Annotated in this window: 10 protein-coding genes; 2 read left to right on the top strand and 8 right to left on the bottom strand. The window is 59.4% G+C overall.

All coding sequences use genetic code 11. The annotated features are described in order from the left end of the window. Positions 1 to 269: 269 nt before the first annotated feature. Positions 270 to 1,292, bottom strand: coding sequence for a zinc-dependent alcohol dehydrogenase family protein (locus tag ACF8R4_RS22480; protein ID WP_104834849.1), 1,023 nt, complete (start codon positions 1,290 to 1,292; stop codon positions 270 to 272). A 206-nt stretch (positions 1,293 to 1,498) separates the two neighbouring features. On the opposite strand from ACF8R4_RS22480, the gene ACF8R4_RS22475 reads away from it, so the two are divergent. Together ACF8R4_RS22475 and ACF8R4_RS22470 are read left to right on the top strand one after the other, a co-directional pair. Further along, positions 1,499 to 2,413 (top strand): LysR family transcriptional regulator, encoded by a 915-nt coding sequence (locus ACF8R4_RS22475; protein WP_060498951.1) that lies wholly within the window; start codon positions 1,499 to 1,501, stop codon positions 2,411 to 2,413. 280 nt (positions 2,414 to 2,693) lie between these two features. Then, positions 2,694 to 3,002: a transposase gene (locus tag ACF8R4_RS22470; RefSeq protein ID WP_392493533.1), complete on the top strand. Its 309-nt coding sequence runs from the start codon at positions 2,694 to 2,696 to the stop codon at positions 3,000 to 3,002. Positions 3,003 to 3,094: 92 nt separating this feature from the next. Here ACF8R4_RS22470 and ACF8R4_RS22465 read toward each other — a convergent pair whose 3' ends face one another. From ACF8R4_RS22465 to tnpB, 7 genes are all read right to left on the bottom strand, one after another. Beyond that, positions 3,095 to 4,537, bottom strand: a complete 1,443-nt coding sequence (locus tag ACF8R4_RS22465; protein ID WP_186723348.1) for a multidrug DMT transporter permease — start codon at positions 4,535 to 4,537, stop codon at positions 3,095 to 3,097. Then, positions 4,537 to 9,030, bottom strand: a complete 4,494-nt coding sequence (locus ACF8R4_RS22460; protein WP_186723347.1) for an ATP-binding protein — start codon at positions 9,028 to 9,030, stop codon at positions 4,537 to 4,539. Before ACF8R4_RS22460 ends, ACF8R4_RS22465 begins: the two co-directional genes overlap by 1 nt. Then, positions 9,023 to 12,223 carry a helicase-related protein gene (locus tag ACF8R4_RS22455; protein WP_186723346.1) on the bottom strand — a complete coding sequence of 1,067 codons (3,201 nt, stop codon included), beginning with the start codon at positions 12,221 to 12,223 and terminating at the stop codon, positions 9,023 to 9,025. Before ACF8R4_RS22455 ends, ACF8R4_RS22460 begins: the two co-directional genes overlap by 8 nt. Then, positions 12,220 to 13,995, bottom strand: coding sequence for a phospholipase D family protein (locus ACF8R4_RS22450; RefSeq protein WP_186723345.1), 1,776 nt, complete (start codon positions 13,993 to 13,995; stop codon positions 12,220 to 12,222). The genes ACF8R4_RS22455 and ACF8R4_RS22450 overlap by 4 nt, the downstream gene beginning before the upstream one ends. Continuing rightward, positions 13,989 to 15,200, bottom strand: coding sequence for a DUF6361 family protein (locus tag ACF8R4_RS22445; protein ID WP_367616163.1), 1,212 nt, complete (start codon positions 15,198 to 15,200; stop codon positions 13,989 to 13,991). Before ACF8R4_RS22445 ends, ACF8R4_RS22450 begins: the two co-directional genes overlap by 7 nt. A gap of 65 nt (positions 15,201 to 15,265) precedes the next feature. Further along, entirely contained in the window at positions 15,266 to 16,798 is a 1,533-nt protein-coding gene (gene tnpC / locus ACF8R4_RS22440; RefSeq protein WP_392493486.1) for an IS66 family transposase, read from the bottom strand. Between the two features lie 18 nt (positions 16,799 to 16,816). Further along, a complete protein-coding gene (gene tnpB, locus ACF8R4_RS22435; RefSeq protein WP_054913089.1) occupies positions 16,817 to 17,176 on the bottom strand; it encodes an IS66 family insertion sequence element accessory protein TnpB in 360 nt (119 codons plus the stop codon). Positions 17,177 to 17,421 lie beyond the last annotated feature (245 nt).

Raw genomic sequence — 17,421 nt, 5'->3', positions numbered from 1 at the left:
ATTATCGAGGGATGCAGAGCGAATTGAAGATACAGATAGCGGTAAAAAAACCATTCACCAGAAGTACGGGTGCACATTGAAGCGCATGGCGAATGCGTTCAAGCCAGATTATTTGGCGAAATATTTACGACACTTAAAAACCAATCCACTTAGATGTAGTACTTGTCACATTCAATTGTAGGAACGTTCCTATTTTTAATATTTCAACCCCACCCCGCAGACAAAAAAACCCGGGACTCGCCCGGGTTTTCCAGTAACGCATGCAACCGTCAGTGTTGTGCCATGTCCAGCACCACCCGCCCGCCGCACGGGCATTGGTCCATGTAGCGATGCGCCTCTACCACCTGCTCGAACGGGTACACCTTGATGATCTGCGGTGTCAGCAACTGGTCGGCGGTGAACTGGTTGATGTCGCGCAAGGCGCGCTGCAAGGCCACTTGGTCCTGGCTGATGCCAAGTTCTGGCTTGCCGGTGAAGTTGCCAATGCAATGCACATAGAACTGGATGTTCTTCTGGAAAGCCGCGCACGCCGGGAACGGCGTCTGATTGCCGCCTTGCAGGCCATACAGCACCAGGCTGCCACGCGGTGCCAGCACGTCGCCCAGCAGCGACATCTGCGGGCCGCCCATGCCATCGAGAACCATGTCCACGCCGCGGCCATCGGTATACTTGCCAACCTGCAGCAGCAAGTCCTGCTCTTCGGTGACAATCACTTTGTCGGCGCCCAGGCCCAGCAGGTACTCACGCTGATCCGCTTCCTTGGTGGCCGCAAACACTTTCAGCCCCAATGCCTTGCCCAGCTGCACGAAGGCAGGGCCGGCGCAATGGCTGGCATCGGTGACCAGCGCAGTCTGCCCGGCCTTGGCCCGCGCCAGGTCGACGTAGGCGAAATAGGCGATCAACAGCGGCGTATAATGCACGCTGGCCTCGATCGGGGTCAGTACATCCGGATAGCGGGTAATGGCTGAGCGCGGCAGCACGATGACATCACCATACACCGGGTGGTCGTTGGCACTGGTAGCCGGGAAGCTGGCAACCCGATCACCGACGGCAATGTCTTCGACCCCTTCACCGACCGCCGTCACCACCCCGGCCATTTCGTGGCCGATCCCCGCAGGCAGGCGTGCCTGGGACGGCGCCAGGTTCTGGCGCCAAAGCACGTCATACCAGCTGACGCCAACCGCCTGGACGCGGATCTGAACCTCGTCGGCAGCGGGTGACGGTTCGGCCTGCTCCTCGCAACGGAGCACATCGGCAGCGCCGAACTTGTGGAAACGGATCATGCGGGACATCGCATACCTCGCCTTTGTGAACCTCTAATTACCACTGACTCTATCCGGGCTTTACCGGTTAGACCATCAGCGGTCATTAATAGTCGACATGCTTGTCATCGATTGGGCACCTCACTTTCCCTGCAATTGGTCCCCCTAAACCCGTGCAGGGTAACAGCCTTTGGCCTTAAGATTCATCCCTGCCCCACTTTAGGCGAAGCGCACCGATGAATCGAAACGACCTGCGTCGCGTAGACCTCAACCTGCTGATCGTGTTCGAAACGCTGATGCACGAGCGCAGCGTGACCCGTGCCGCGGAAAAACTGTTCCTCGGCCAACCGGCCATCAGCGCGGCCCTGTCGCGCCTGCGCAACCTGTTCGACGACCCGCTGTTCGTACGCACCGGCCGCAGCATGGAGCCCTCGGCACGGGCCCACGAGATCTTCGCCCTGCTGTCGCCGGCGCTGGACTCCATTTCCACGGCGGTGAGCCGCGCGGCCGAGTTCGACCCCGCCACCAGCAATGCCGTCTTCCGCATCGGCCTGTCGGACGACGCCGAGTTCGCCCTGCTGCCACAGTTGCTCAAGCGCATTCGCGCAGAAGCGCCTGGTATCGTGCTGGTGGTGCGGCGGGTCAATTACCTGCTGATGCCGACGTTGCTGGCTTCGGGCGAGATTTCGGTGGGCGTCAGCTACACCAGCGAACTGCCGGCCAACGCCAAGCGCAAAGTACTGCGCCGCAGCATGCCGAAACTGCTGCGGGCCGACAGCGTGCCCGGCAGCATCACCCTGGACGACTTCTGTGCGCGCCCGCATGCACTGGTGTCGTTTGCCGGGGACCTTTCAGGGTTTATCGACGAAGCGCTGGAAGAGATTGGTTGCAAGCGCCATGTGGTGCTGGCGGTGCCGCAGTTCAACGGGCTGGGAAGCTTGCTGGCAGGCACGGATATCGTGGCGACGGTGCCGGACTACACGGCCGATGCACTGACGGCGGCGGGTGGTTTGCGTGCCGAGGACTTGCCGATACCCGTGCGCAGTTTCGAGCTGCACATGGCTTGGCGTGGAGCGCAGGATAACGACCCGGCGGAGCGGTGGTTACGGTCGAGGATCCAGATGTTCTTCGGCGACCCCGACAGTCTTTAGGGGCTTCGCGCATGCTTGATTAGTTGATCATTTCTGCCTTTTTCTAGCCTCGAATAGCCATTTACTTCCAGCTAATTGCTACATTTGGGGCAAATTTGAGGGCATGCTTTGGATGGTTTGAAAAGGATGCCCCCAACCGAAAATGCTCAGCGCTTTCGGTAATCTGCCGACCACGCTGTTCATCTTGGGTGCCAAAACTGTCTTCGCGGTGATTTTTCGCTTTCCAGAGTGCTCCCGAGAGTAAGACCGCCGCTTAAGCTCACCACCTTCGAAAACCAAGCTGCTCCAACAGACGTGGCGCGGAGGATTATCGGCACTGACCAACGGCCGGAGGTTACCGCGCCATGAAACGCAAGCCGAAACCCGGCCTCCCACGGCTATTCGACAAACCAAGTACCGGGAGCGGGATGTCATCGAGCGTCTATTTGGCTGGCTGAAAGAGCACCGCCGGCTGGCCACGCGTTACTGCAAGCTCACAATAAGTTATCTCACCATGGTCACGTTGGCCTGCTGCCGGATCTCTCTTCGTACAGTGCCTAGAAAAAAGCTACAACAGTATCGATGCCGCTCGTTCGCTTGGACTGGTTGAGCCAACCTTGCGCTGGGTGGTCACCCAGCTCGAGGGCGTCACGTTCCGGTACAAGCGCCGCCCTACCCCGTCAGCGTGGAAGCGACAGTTGATTAGACAAAGAAGACCCCGCCCTTCAAGACCTCATCGAACGCTTCCTGCGTGCTGTTCCGCTGAAGTATCCGAACTTGCCAGAGATAGAATGACCGAACCACTTGGCCTTCAGAAGCAGGCACTTCGCGGTAGGCCGTTCCGCACGACACTAAGGCTGCACCACAGGCCCCACTCAGCTGCGTCGGCCGCACCGGCCCCCAGCCCGAGTTCCAATGGGAATAATCCGCCACCACTTGTTCACCCTCTAGGACCTCAAGCATACCGCCCTCTTGGCGCACCTCGATTTGATCAGTATGCACGAGAGTAGGCACAAATAATCTAGATGGATAGAGGTGCAGTTGCAGGTATCCCATGCGATCAAAGTCAACCCGTCCCGCCAAAGGCAAAGACGCCGACGGGTCGTCCAAGAGCTCATCGATAGGCATTCTACGCAGCCATATCTTTCCGTCGAGTGGCTTCGTAGGAGCGCTCGACAGCGTAGGCATGTCGTGCCAGTAGGTGTCGAGATGTACTGCCAAGTCCTGATCCGCCACCTCACTGTCACCGACCTGCAACCAACGCACCAGCGATACCTCAACACAACGCCCCATCGTCATCTCTACGGGAGAGCTGAGCGCAACTAACTCATCACCGGGCCGCTCGGCTGCAACGCGGTCGACGACACCTCGCAGGATTTCCTCAATCACCTTTGAGCCCCCACTGAAGTCCCCCCGAATCAGCCCCCATGCCGGACGTGACGGACTCAGCGCAGCCAGCGCTGGATGAACGGGCAGTGCTTTAAGCGCGTAATGGCGAACGACGCCGGCCGGCAGCCCCCACAACTGTTCTCCTACCACCAAGGTACGCAGATAGGCAGAAATCCCACGAAGGGCGGCACGACTCGAGTACGGCCCCACGAATCCTTCGCCCAGCGACCGCGCAAAGTGCCAGAAGTCCCCCTGTATGGGCGACTCAGGATAAGCCGTCTGGTTCTGAGTCCATTCGAACGCCATCTGGCGGATTAGCGGGAGCGAGGTCCGATTCTCTAGCCGGCTCAGATTCGTTCGTAAGTTCCTGGCCAGTTGCAGCCCCTGCATGCCATCGAAGTCAGCAGGGATCTCGAAGTCTGGCGGCGCCACTTTAAGGTCGACATCGAGCGCCTGCGCCTCAAAACCGAGGGTCTGTAAGAACAGGTTGGACAGCAGGGACGGTTTGGGTGTTCGCTTCAACAAGTCCAGATTGGCAACGTATCCCTCCACCGCCGCAGCAATCCAGAAAATGCAAAGCGCCTCGACGACTTCCGCCTCAAGCTTGCACGAGTTCAGTAATCTCAGGAGCGCAGCCTCGGTTTCTGCCGCTGTGGCAGGGGCGCCCAGTCGTTTTGCCAACTCCTGCATTGTCCACCATCGGCCTGCAGGTATTGGCCATCCGAGACGAGCAATGAGAATTCGAAGATCGTCCATCACTCCTCCTGAAGGTCTGCTGTCGCCAGTTCGACTCCCCAGCACGGCATAGTCAGGGGTAGCGTTCGAGTATCTTCGAGCACGCAATCGACCATCACCTGCGCAAATGCGACCGCTTCATCAATGCGCTTTTGCTTCGCATAGAAATAGACCATGGCTTCGCCCGGAGCCAATCTCGGCCGCTCTGGCTCACCGAACATGGAATAGGTCGTTTCACTTACGAATTCGTCACATCGCTTCGGGTAATGCTTCGCCACAAGGTCCAACCGTGCCAACGTCTTCTCTTCGCCCTCCATGAAGTTCATCCACCCGCCACTGTTGATCTGTGCCTCCACGAGATACTTCCAAGCCGCCCTCAGACCACTCATTTTGCGTCTGGTGTGGAAGGCGTGACCGGACATATGAAGTAAACCACGGCCCAGCCCCCGGGCCGACAACAACGGAACATCGAGCACCTCTAGAAGCCGCTTCCCTTGACCGTTACCCTCCCAATACCGATACCAGTCCTGTAGCACCGCTTCGTCGTCGTAGCCACGACCCGAGAGACGATCCAGCAAAGCCTCCAGTTGTTCGGGTTCGAAGGCTGAGACGTCACCATCAAAAGGTTTTCGATCGGTGTTAGAACGAGGATGTTCCTCGCGATCCAGCACACCGATATCCCATCCTCCGTGAGCGATGAGTTCCTGCAGTCGCTCAGCGGCACCCGGAATACCCTCCTTGGAAAGGCGCTGCAGCACGTTGCCAACATTCGGATGCAACCCTGTGCGCATCAGCGCGTCAAGCTGCCAGCCAGACTTCACTCCGTGCTCAATGTAAGCACTCAGACTATTCTCAGCCGCAGTCCACTGCCCCGCGCTCAGATGCTCCTCATACTTGGTCACTAATGCGGCAGGAGCCAGCTTGGCCAGCAACACGTCTGCCTCGGCCAACACATGTCGGGTACCACTGCCGTCCGTGTAGTCGAGCACCGAGTGGACTTGAGAAGCCACCTGCGCCAGCAGTTGGCGTGCAGCCTCTGGCGCGTGGTCGACCAGGAAGCCTATCGCATCAAGAGTCTTGCTCAACGTCGGGTCTTTGCGATGCGAAAAGCCAGTTGCCAGCTCCCAGGTCTGTCGACATAGTTTACGCGCGGGGTCCCCCAAACCATGCGCAACGGCGATTCCACACAGTTGCAGCGGCGTCTGCAAATGCACGCTGGTCTCCTGACGAACTTCCGCATCAAAAAGCTCGTGTTGGGATCTCACAAAGGTTGCGGCGGCCTCATGAGACATCTTCGTCAAACGTCCAGAGGCATACTGCTCACGGAAGGACACGGCATCGAACCATTTGAAGGTCCGTGAGGCGGACAACGTAGCTTCGGTCAGATCAGCTTCGACGTCATGGCCTAACAGGATGCTGCCGAGTCGGACATCACAGGCCACGCGATGCAGCGCTGCCCGAAAATCATCAGCCGACGATTGCCAGTCGTAGCTTTGTCGAAAATGTCGGTACTCGAGCGGCTCCAGTAACTCATAGAGGTCGTGGAAATCCACAAACTCTCCTCGCCACCAGCGATTCGCAACCTGTGTCGCGACGCCCGAAAGGGCATTCAGGAAGTCTGTAATGCTTTCTCGGTCCGCATAGATTGGTGCGCGTACAATGCTGAATTCAGTTTGCGCCTCTGCGGCCATGCAAAAACTCAAATGCACGGTACTGAAAAACCAGTGGTGTACCAACCTCGCCAGCCCCAGCCTCCGTTTACGGTAGTCCAGCTCCAGCCAATCAATCGGGATATCCGCGCTCAATGGCGTCACAGACCGTGTGCAGCCAGCCCTGATAGCAGCAACAAAGGGTGTCGTCGAGAGCTCATTGAAGTCGGGACGCTCGACAATGTTGACATTGACTTGAGCCGCAGCTCGGAGGCAGGCATCGCTGACCACATGCTTGCGCCAGCCGTCACCCATCGACGCTGCGAGTGACATCAATTCGTCCAGTTGCCCCTCTGCGGCCATCAACCGTACGCACGGCAACCACCATTCCGGATGAGCCCGTGTTGCAAGCTGCGTGAGCCACTCCGGGGTGGTCCCTACTGCACCCAACTGCGCAAACGCAGCAGCCAGGAATCTGAAAGCATCCAAACCGCTCCCCGTCGCATACTGGCTCGAGAACCGACTCGCACCTCGGAAGCGTCGCAGCGTTTCTTCACCACACATCTCAGCCACGGTATGGTCGCCGCGCGATTGCAGCGCAAGTCCCAACGCCGCTACAAGTTCTATTTCCGCCTCGTGCCTGGAAGCAACGTTTTCTTGGATCACTCCATCGTCCGGCGCCAGCGTCCACGTATAGGAAGCCAGTCGAGCCATGTCCTCGTCCGGCATCTGGTATTTGCTGCCCTCAATCATGCGGTCCTTCAAGTGCTGAAGGCGATAGGCCTGCGCGAACTCAGCCCGGTCAAGCGCTGCAGTTACGGCGTCGGTGATCAATGTGTCGAATAGCGACTGCGGATAACCCTCTTCCAGGCGCTGTAGCACCCAGTCACGGGTCAAACCGGCGATAAGATTGCCTGGATCACCGAGCTGCGCCTGGATCGTCCAGAGCCAGTTCACCCTCAACGCGTCGGGCGCCAAAGTCTCTAGCCAATGCGCAACCTGCGGCCTCAGTTCAGCGATACGATCGGAGTATCCATCGGTCGAGCGCACGTATACGGCAAGACTCTCGTGAAAGACCTTCAGCCCAGCGGCCGACGAATGAAGCAGATGTGCAACCTTCTCGATTTCCGGCGCAGCCAGCCCCATCGCGGTAGCGATCTCAGCGAATGCGGTTCGCGGCCAGAAGAACGGAAAGGCGCATACCAATCGCAGGGCATCTTTCGAGCTAGGAGAAAGACGCTCCCACAGTGATCCGTAATAGAACTTCGCTTCTTGGCTCAGATCACCAGTGAGTTGTTCGACGTCCCATCGCGTAACCTTGCCACCAGCAAGCACCAGTGCAGAGGTTGCGTAAATGACATGCAGCGGATGCCCATTGGTCCTGGCGCGGAGCGCGGCAGCAGCACTTTGCAACTCCTGCTTGATAGCTGCCTCATGTATTGCGGAAGCTCTAAACGTTTCAGCCTTACTCTCCTCACCATGAGGTTCCGGTTCCTCAAGCTCTACGGGCTCAAGACGCGTGCTCAACCGACCGGTCTGCACTGCCTGTTGCAGGTATGAAAGGACGGCGTCGCCGGACATGGGCGGGAGCATCTTCCAATTTGCCCTGGGCGCTGCTACCAAAAGGTCGGCAGGCAATTGAGTGTCGTCCACTGGCTGTGTACCGACCAGCAGCACCAAGTTCTCAGGGCAAGGCACCAACTGAGAAAACAAGTCCTCAAGCGGTTGTTTGTCTGCAGCATGGATGCGCCATACGTGGTCAAGACCGTCCAAGATCAGCACGAACGGTTTGTCGAGCGACTTGTAGTGGGATGCAGCGGCTTCCAATAACGCTCGTAGGCTGTCTGAGGTAGAAGGAACGTTCGGATTAAATCGTTTGATCTGCGACCGGATGGACTCCTCGACAACGTAGCTGTGTACGCGATCCCGACCACGCTCCGTCGTGGACAAAAAGTAGTGGTGGCGTACAGTTGGAATATCTTTCTCGGCAAACGTGTCGCACAGAGCGCTGAGGTAGGTGCTCTTGCCACGGCCTGGCGGCCCAGTCAAGACAATCGCCTTACCGGCCGAGCGCATGGCTTCCTCGACGAATTCGCGATGGAAGACTGCATCGGGCACCTCATACCCCTTGGGGACTGCAAAATCCTCGGGCAGCGGTGCAGGCGGCGTCGCTTGAAGGATCGCGCGAAGCTCTGGCAACGTAATCCAGCCGGACGGCGGCGGAGAGTCCTTCTGAGTAGCCCAGTTCAACGCAAGGGTTTTGAGTATGGCGATGCCCTCCGGCGTGCCATGCGCGCGTAACCTTGCGTCAATCTCGTGCTCAAGGGTTTCGTAACCCTTATCGCTGTGCGTGATCTGCAACTGGTCGAGAAACTTCTTGCAGTCGTTCTCGTCGCCAAGCTCGGCGATAAGCGCCGCGCGCCTCGGACCAGCAACTTTGGAAAAATCAATCTTGCCGTTCGATAGGCAGACTTCGATCTCGGCATCTGGTCGGCGATTGGTCAGCAGAGAGATCTCGCCGATCCGCGCGGGGTCCAGCGACCTGTATGCGTCGTACCATTTTTTCAACATCGACCGGGACCGCTCTGTCTTACCAGACTTTTCAAGCAACCAATCCCAGGACAGCGGATGTGCATCAGAGTTTGGCGTGAACTTTACCTGCTTGAGATCCTGCAGACCGTCTGAACGCTCCACCACGATGTCATCCAGCCCCATCGGTGCATCCGCCTCGACGTCACATTCGAACTTGACCTTTGCGTAGCGACTCGGCGCATCTAGCCAGTCGCACAACACCCTCAACCCCTGCCTATTCTGATAGATGTAGCCGGCAGCGGTGATCGCCGTGTTCTTAATATTCTCAGTCATCGTTTACGGTCCTTTGCACCGCGATTAAATGTCGGCCCACATCCGTGCGGTACAAAACCGGCGCCAATCGGATCATCAACTGACGTTTCAGATAGGCAAGCGCATCGCTGTCGAGGTTCAGGCTTTTCAAATGTTCGAGCAACTCGCTTTGCCCAGGTTGGCCGAAGGCCAAGCGATAGAGAGACAGCACCTTCTGCATATTCGGATAACGCCGTGCCTCCTCGCTGAAGGCTAGGCTTGGGATCAGGCGACGAATCTTCGCTTCGCCCAGCGGATAGTGCCAGTAAGGCACCAAGTCAGTGCCCCAGGCCGGGCTCTCGGCAGACTTGAACAGGTGTTCCCAACTAGTTGAAGGCGTTTCGCCCCCTGCCACTGCCTGTACCACCCGCCGCCTGACCACAAGCGACTGGTAGCGATTGACCCGCCCTTCACGTTGTTCCAGATCGATGGGGTTGCTGGGCAGGTTCCAGTGCACCACCTCACTACAGTACCAGTGAAAGTCCAGCCCCTCCTGCCCGATGGAGGTCGATGCCAGGACGAAGGGGCGAAACGGCGAGTTGAAGCTTTCCCGAATGCTCACAATGCGAACCTGGCCGGCATCGTCCGTAGCCTTTTGCGCGCCCAGCGGCACTGCGTAATGGCAGCGCAGGTGGGTGTCGTCCTGGTCGCGGTCGAGCTTCCATACCTTCACGCTCGACGGCGAGGTACGCAGCACGTTTTCCAGGGTCGACACCACGCCCTCGAGCGAGCGGTTGGGGGCCAGCAGATAGAGGTATTCCTCCAGCATCGCCTGAATACCGCCCTCGGCGCAGTAGCGGACAATGCCGCGCCAGGGGTGCTCGGCGTCCAGCCGCCTGGCGATAGTACTGCCGGCCACCCCGTTGAACAGGCTCACGAATCCCAGCGCCACTCGGATGACAGGCCCATGCAGGCAGTCTTGGTTCGGGTAATACTGCTTGAGGGCACGGTGTGCACAGATCGCCGGCGACCCCAGCGCAAGCTTGGCAAGGTACTCCGGTAGGTCGGCCGGCATGGCGCCAAGGTCTTCCAGTTGCTCGAAGCGACGGGCAATCTCAGCCGCTCGCAGGTGCATTCCCCCGGACAGCAGATTCGACAGCACTTCGAGCCAGTCACTGGTCCAGCCCTCATGAACGTCGTCCAGCAACATCGGCGCGAACAGATACCAATGATGGCTGTTGTGCCCTCCCCTATGGCTGCGTTTGAACGGCGCCAGCTGCTGCTTGAAGTGCCGAGTCAATTCGGCGACTCGCTGCTGCAGGGTGATTGCCGAACGCTGGACAGGGATTTCGATCAGGCAGCGCGCAGGATAGATCAATGACCAGTTCGCCAAGTCGCCACTGTCAAGCTTGATCACGGCGCGCCGCTGCTGCGCATGGGTGTCTTGCGCGTCCTGGCTCAAGCCCGCGCGGCGCCTGCTGAAGTACTCGGGCTTGTCGGCGATGTGCTGCTGAACCCGCCGCTCCGCCTCGTAACTGACCAGGCCACTGACCATCCTCGGCACCATGGCCCATGAGGAGAACAACAGCGTTTTGCTGAACTGTTCATGGCCTGCGAAAAACCCGTCGAGCGGATAGTGCGGCCAGCTGGGCGGCAGCCACAGCAGCATTTCCGGGCCGGCTTTGCGTCCTTGTGCGAACAGGTGATTGGTCAGCCAGCGAACTTGGGGGTTGGGTGCTTCGCGGGCAACGTCGAGGGTGAACTTGTGCACCCGCTCTCGGGGTAGCCAGAGCTGCTTGCTGGCGTTGATGCGCTTGAGCGTCTGCGGCGAGCGCTGGTAATGGCGCTGCAACAGCTGCTGGATGTTGTAACCGGTACTGAACGACAACGGCCAGGCCGCTGACTTGAAGAAACTCATGAGCTGGCTGGCCAGCTGACGCGCGCTGTCGTTTTCGAGGAGCACGGCGAGTCGGTCGAGTTCGACGTAGGCTCGGATATCGTCAGCCCGCAGTTCTGGCCCGGGCCGCGAGGGTGTAGCATCGATCAGACCATCGACATCCGGCGCTATCTGACCGCGTTCTGTACGGCAGATCAGCGGGCGCAACAAGTTTTCTACCGCTCTCCTGGGCGCGTCATCGAGGACCTTGGCGTTGACGCTGTCGGTCCTCAAAGTCAGCAGTTCGGCCTGCAATGCCTTGCGCGCCGGCTCATACGCCTGCAGCGGCGACAGGCTCAGAAACGCCAGAATTTGTTTCAGTTTGCTCAAGTGGCTGTCATCGTTCTCGTCGTCCGCCACCGTGCTCATGGCCTTGAACGGCGTGGCCGAGAGCAGCAGCACCTTGCAGTCGCGCTCGCGGCTGAAGATCTCCCGGGCAATCAGCGAGTGCTCGTTGTCCTCGGCTTGGTCCAGCAGGCTTTCGAAGCGCTGGAACTCATCGAGAATGAACAGGTCGGCACGCAACTGCGTGGCGCAGCAGTGCGCGAACAGCACCCGCAGCTTGCGCATCATCTCGCGCTTGCTGGCGCGGTGGCGCTGGGCACGCAGGCCGGCAACGCTGCGCAACTGCTCCAGTAGGGTCGGCCCCTGGTCTGGCTGCGCACAGTCGATCTGCGCAAGGAAGGCGTCCAGGATCGACTTGAGCAAGCCTTGTCGCTCGATTTGGCGAAGCTCATCCTCCCATCCCTTGGCGTCCTGCACCCGGTCCTGAAACAGCGCCGTCAAGCTGCGACGCGAGCCTTTCAACTGCGGATGGCGCAGCAACGCCGCCAGGATGATGCCCCGCTCACGCCGATTGCCAGTGCCCTTGGTCAACGCAAAGGACGTGGCCGGGGTGAGCGTGCATATTTCCAGCACCGCACCTTCCTGCTCGGGCTGACAAAGGGCGACGTGGGCCAGGCGTTCATAGGAAGGCTGACGAACCCAGCCACTACCACAGGGAAACACCGCCAGCTTGGTCAAGTTTTCGGCGGCCAGGCTCAGGTTGGAGCAGATATAGGTGACCCGCATGGGTTCGCGCTTGCGCCAGTCGCGCAACATCGACACGATCAAGCCCTTAGCAACGATCGTCTTGCCCAGCCCCACCTCGTCGGCGACCAGCACCCGTCCACCATGCTGCGGATCATTGAACTGCGCACTGATGCGCTCGACTGTGGCGCGCTGAAAATCCTTGAGCTTGCACCAGGTGCCCTGCAGGGCAAGCTCGATGCTTTCGCGGTCCGATACACACCCGGTCATGCCTTGCTCCTCGAAAACGCTTGGTACTGTGCCCACAAGCTGTGGAGATCCGGGGGAATCAGGTTCTCGGTTTCGGCCAGTTTCGCCAGGATGTCGTCGATGCGTTGCAGCTTTTGCGGCTGGCGGGCGGCGCATCGCAGCAGCGCTTCATGCAGCGGACCGTTGAACATCTGACCGATGAACGCGTCGGCATCACTGCCGTTGACTCCCCTTTCCCTTTCGCAGGGGGCGACTTGGTGCACATGCGTGGGGCTAAGCAGCATGTGAAGGTAGGCGAGCAGCTTGTGTGGGCTGTCGATCAGGGTAGTGGTGATGTGCTGCTCCCGGTTGTCGCCACCGTCGATTTCCAGGCGCAGCTTGATCACCAGCTCACTCGTCACCTCGGCCCCGGCGACCACCCGCAGAATAAGGAAGGCGCTGAGCTGGGTGAGCCCCACACCCTCCCACTCCAGGCGCGGGGCCAACACCTGAGGCTGCCCACTGACCAGCGGCTGCGCCTCGATCACCCAGTTGTCATCGGGCACCAGTACCTCTGTCGGGCATTCGATGACGCAGCGGTAGGTGCCATTGGCATCAGCCGCTGCGCGCATGCACCAGTCGGCCTGGATCAACCGGTACAACAGCCTACGCAGACACTCTTCGGTTGGCTGCTCGGGCTGCAACGACAATGTGCCAAAGCTATGGGGTAGGAAAATTCCCTTGGCTTCCTGCTCGTTGCCCACCAACTCGTCACGCAGTTGCTGCGCCGACTGCCGGGCGATGCCGCTCGACAGGCGCAACATGAACTCGGTATTGCGCGGCTGCGCACCGATGCTGCCCAGTGCAGCCCTGGTGGCATTGGCCGACCCCACATGCCAGTGGCTGATCGGCCCCTCCTGCAGCAGTACCATCTTGGCGTGCAGATCCTGTGGACGAGCGTGGCTGAGTTCATCCTCGCCGTCGATCAGTCTGGGGTTGAGCGCGAAGCATTCCCAGCCTTGCAACCGCTCCTGACCAAGGCGCTCGAGTTCCTGCGCGCGACTGAACAGCCAACGGCGCTCGCAACCCTGTTTGAGCTGATCAAGGGCATCGGGGTGCAGAAACGGCGACATAACCATCACGGTGTCAGCGTTCGGACACGACAGCAGCGGCGACTGCCCGGGTTGCTCGGGCAAGGTGCTCAAGGCACTGAAGCCATCCGGTCTGTCCCAGGTAACACGCGGCAGCTCCTTTGCCAGCAACGCCAGCTCGCTGCGAAAGTCTTCGGTGCCAGCCATCAATGACTTGAGCAGCGCCACCAGCCCTTGGTTGTCGTCACTGCGGGCACCGGCCAGCTCGCCTTCCAGGGCGACCGCAAGGTCCCAGCTGCGGTCGAAGGTCAGGTTGCGCGACAGTACCAGCAGCCGGTAACGCACCTTCTTGGCCGGACCGGTGAAGCGCAGCAGCCACAGCTTTGGATGGAAGGCACTGAAGGGTTGCGTCGGCACCTGGGGCGCCAACAGGGGTTCGAGCAACGAAAAAAGCAGATTGAACTGGCGCGGTACCTTGATGCCTCCCTGCTGGAAGAACACCTTGACCTTGCCCTTGAGCTGGCTGATGGCCTCGAGCAGCGCCAACTTGTCGGCCTTCAGGTCGCCTTCAGGCGTGCAATTGAACGACAGCGCCAATGGGAGACACAGCAAGGTCTCCAGATCCAGCGAGTAGGTCGTCGCCACCGCGTGGCTCAAGGTAAAACCTTCAGGCGCGGTGAGCTTATCGCCGTAGTCGATACGGTCGGAATACGGATTTAGCATGCCAGGCCCTCCTGAACATCCCTCAGTACGCTGCGCACCTGTGCCCAGCGGTAATCCAGCCGCGACATACCATGCCATTCGAAGCCCTCGGGCAGGCGCCTGTTGAGGATGCTGCGCTGGTTCTTGTTGGACCTGGCCTGCGCTTCGACCAAACTGTCCAACGCGTCCTCCCGTACATTACCGGCAAGGCCTCTGGCCCAGTTTTCAAGAAATGCCCGGGTGTGTCCGGCCAGCGAAACCTGGGTGTGGGCTAGCCATTGATCGACCTGCTGCGGTTGGGCATGAGCCTTCGAGCGCCAGCTGTCCCAGTATTGGCTGTAGGTATCCAGCAATGCCCGGTGTTCGGCGCTGTTACGCACCAGCAGCATGTTCAAGCGCAGATGGGCACCGTAAATCAGCTCACTGAACGCCTGTGCCTTGGCCACGCTGTCGCGGGCTTGGCTAGACAGTTGCGCCTGATCGCCCACCCAGGCTGCCAACGCAGGAAACCCGCCCTGGCCCTTGACCAGCGCCTGCTCGCGCAGGCCGGACCTTTCAAGCTCAGTAACGAGGTTGTGCCCAGGCCCGGCCTTGAGTTTTTCGCTCAAGAAGCGCGCCTCCGAACCGGTCAGCTCTATGCGGATGTCGTCAAGCCAGGTTGGCTCATGGCGATCCAGATGGACGAGGCTCGCCGGGCTATGAGCGTCGCCGTCATCCCCCGTCTCTTCCTGCGGGCCGGCCCAGGGCTCCTCTGCCGAGCCGATGGCCTGCGCGAACTGGCGCAGCGATCCTTGGGTATCGATCAGTTTCCAGGTGCGCAAGCCCACCCAATAAATGGACGATGGCTGTCGGGAAACCCGCTCGCCTTTTGACAGCGAGAAGCCGGAGATACCCGTCACACCAGAACCACGGTGGCGCTCCCTGAGAAGTTCTGAAAGGTACGCCTCTTGTTCGTCCAGGTAGTGGGCAAGTGTCTGCTTGCGCTGGCGTGCACAACTGAGCTGCAAGTAATCGCGGATGATCCGCGGCACGGTGATGAAGTACTTGGCCCGGGTCTGCAGAGTAGAAAAGCCCGGGAACATCAGGTCGGCGAATGCGTCGCGCAAGCCCCCGATGCCCAATTCGTCCAGCGTGCCGGGCTGCGCAAGCTGGCTGAGCGCATGTTTGACCCGCTCACGGTCTTCGTTGGAAAAGTCCACCCATCCCAGTTGGCTACGATTCGACACCCTGTCTCGCTCCTTGTTATGTAAGCGCTCCATGAACCCCACCTAACCAACGATGGGCAGAGCACTCAGCTATGTATTTGAGGTGTGCAATTCCACGGCAGCAGCGCTTCGTAGTCTTCCACTGAGGCCGCATGCGGCAAGCGCTCCAGTGCGTGGCGCAGCCACGCATAGGGTTCTTGGCCGTTGGCTTTGGCCGTTTCTAGCAAGCTGTAAAGTTGTGCGCTGGCAGTGGCACCTTTGGGCGTGTCACTGAACAACCAGTTCTTTCTGCCGATGACAAACGGGCGGATCGCTCGCTCGGCTGCGTTGTTGTCGATCGGTAAGCAGCCGTGCTCGACGTAGCGTTCCAACTTGCTCCAGTTGCTGGCCAAGTAGCCGATGGCCTTGCCCAAGGCATTCTGCGTCGTGACCTGAGGTTGCGTTTTCTCTACCCAGCTTTTCAGTTGAGCCAGCAATGGCAGGCTGCGCTCCATGCGGGCAGCCTTACGATCTTCATCGCTGCCGTCCTTAAGGTCGCGCTCGATGCCATACAGCTTGTTGATCAAATTCAGGGCGATGTCTGCGCGCCCGGTTTTACCCTTGGGCTGCACTTTCTGCGCTTCGACGAACTTGCGGCGTGCGTGCGCCCAACAGCCCAATCGCTCCACGCCGTCCTGCGCGGCCAGCGCGTTGTAACCGGCGTAGTCGTCGGCCATGACATAGCCGCGATAGCCATCCAACAGGCGCGTCGGCACCTCCTGCGCTCGGCTGGTGGCGTAGTCGAAAAGGATCACCGGGCGATCAGGTGGGCCGCCGGTTTGTACCCACATCCAGGATTGGCTGCAGGGCTCACGACCCGGCTCTTTCAACACCTGCACACGTGTTTCGTCACAGTGGATGATCCGACTGCTCGACAGGCTTTCGCGCATCAGATTCAGCAGCGGTTGGAAGTGCTCGCTGCATTGAATCACCCAGCGTGCCAAGGTTTGGCGCGAGATATCGATACCGTGGCGCCCCAACACTTTTTCGAAGCGATGAAGCGGCAAGCTGTCTACGTATTTGGTGGTGAGCAGCATGGCCAGCACACTCGGGCTAGCCATGCTCTTCTCGATCACCTGGGCAGGCTTGTCCGCCGTTACGGGCGCTGACTCGCAGTTGCGGCAGCCATACACCTTGCGAACATGTTTGATGACGCGAATCTGCATCGGGACGATTTCAAGCTGTTCGCTGACCTCTTCACCGATGGCATGTTTGCGGCAGCCACAAGCGCACGTCAGCTCATGCTCGGGCAGTTCGTGGACAACCTCGATACGCGGCAAATCAGCCGGCAGAGGTTTGCGTTTACCACGGCGCTTGGTCGGTGCAACGACTTCTTCATCGCCAGCCTCATCCAAGGGTTCTGCCAGGCTTTCCGCTTCGTCGAAGAGCGGCAACTGTGGCATCGCCGCATCGCTTGTCTGCTCGGTCTTGCGTCCGAACAGGCGCTGGCGCAACAGCGCAACTTCCTCTTCGAGATGAACGATCTTGCCCTTGTCGGACGCGCGCTCGTTGATCATCTGCTCAAGCAGTTGCTTGAGCAGAACAGGATCGTCAGGGAGGTCTTCGGGCATGGAAATCATGCCGCGGATTATACCGAATCAGGCGACGTATCGAGGCGTCAAAACCTGATGCGGACGGTTGCGCCAGAGGTCGAAGCCGTCGAGTAGCCAGTTCAGTTCCTGAACGGTCAGTACGATGGCCACGTCAGTCGGATCGGGTGAGGTTTTGAACCGTTCGGAGTCCAGGCGTTTGAGCCAGAGGCAGAAGCCGTTGCGTTCCCAGTACAAGATCTTCACGCGGTTGCGCGGCTTGTTGAGAAAGACGAAAAGCACCGGGTCGAACACCGCCACTTTGATATCGAGTTCGACCAGCGCAGCCAGGCCATCGATGGACTTTCGGAAGTCGACGGGCTTGGGGTAGAGGTACACTTTTTCGACTTTGGCGTCGGGTCGCATCATGGTCGGCGAACTCCAGAAAGAAATCGGGAGCACAGCATCGGGGATTAGGTAAGCGCTTTGAATGTGGGGTTCATGGAGCGCTTACCTTGTTATCTTCCCGCAGAGGCCTCAGGCTATAGATAGTCTTTGGCCACCGCTCGCTAAGCTCGTTCGTCTCAATGGACAAATATATCTGCAGATAGGCAGATCTTCTGCTTACATTTGAATAGTAACTTGCTTGTCAATCTGAATTTTGAACATGCTCA

This window comes from Pseudomonas sp. FYR_2, from assembly GCF_043106425.1.
Lineage (GTDB): Bacteria > Pseudomonadota > Gammaproteobacteria > Pseudomonadales > Pseudomonadaceae > Aquipseudomonas > Aquipseudomonas monteilii.
Note: the sequence above shows the minus strand (reverse complement) of the source record. Positions and strands in the feature narration are given on the sequence as shown.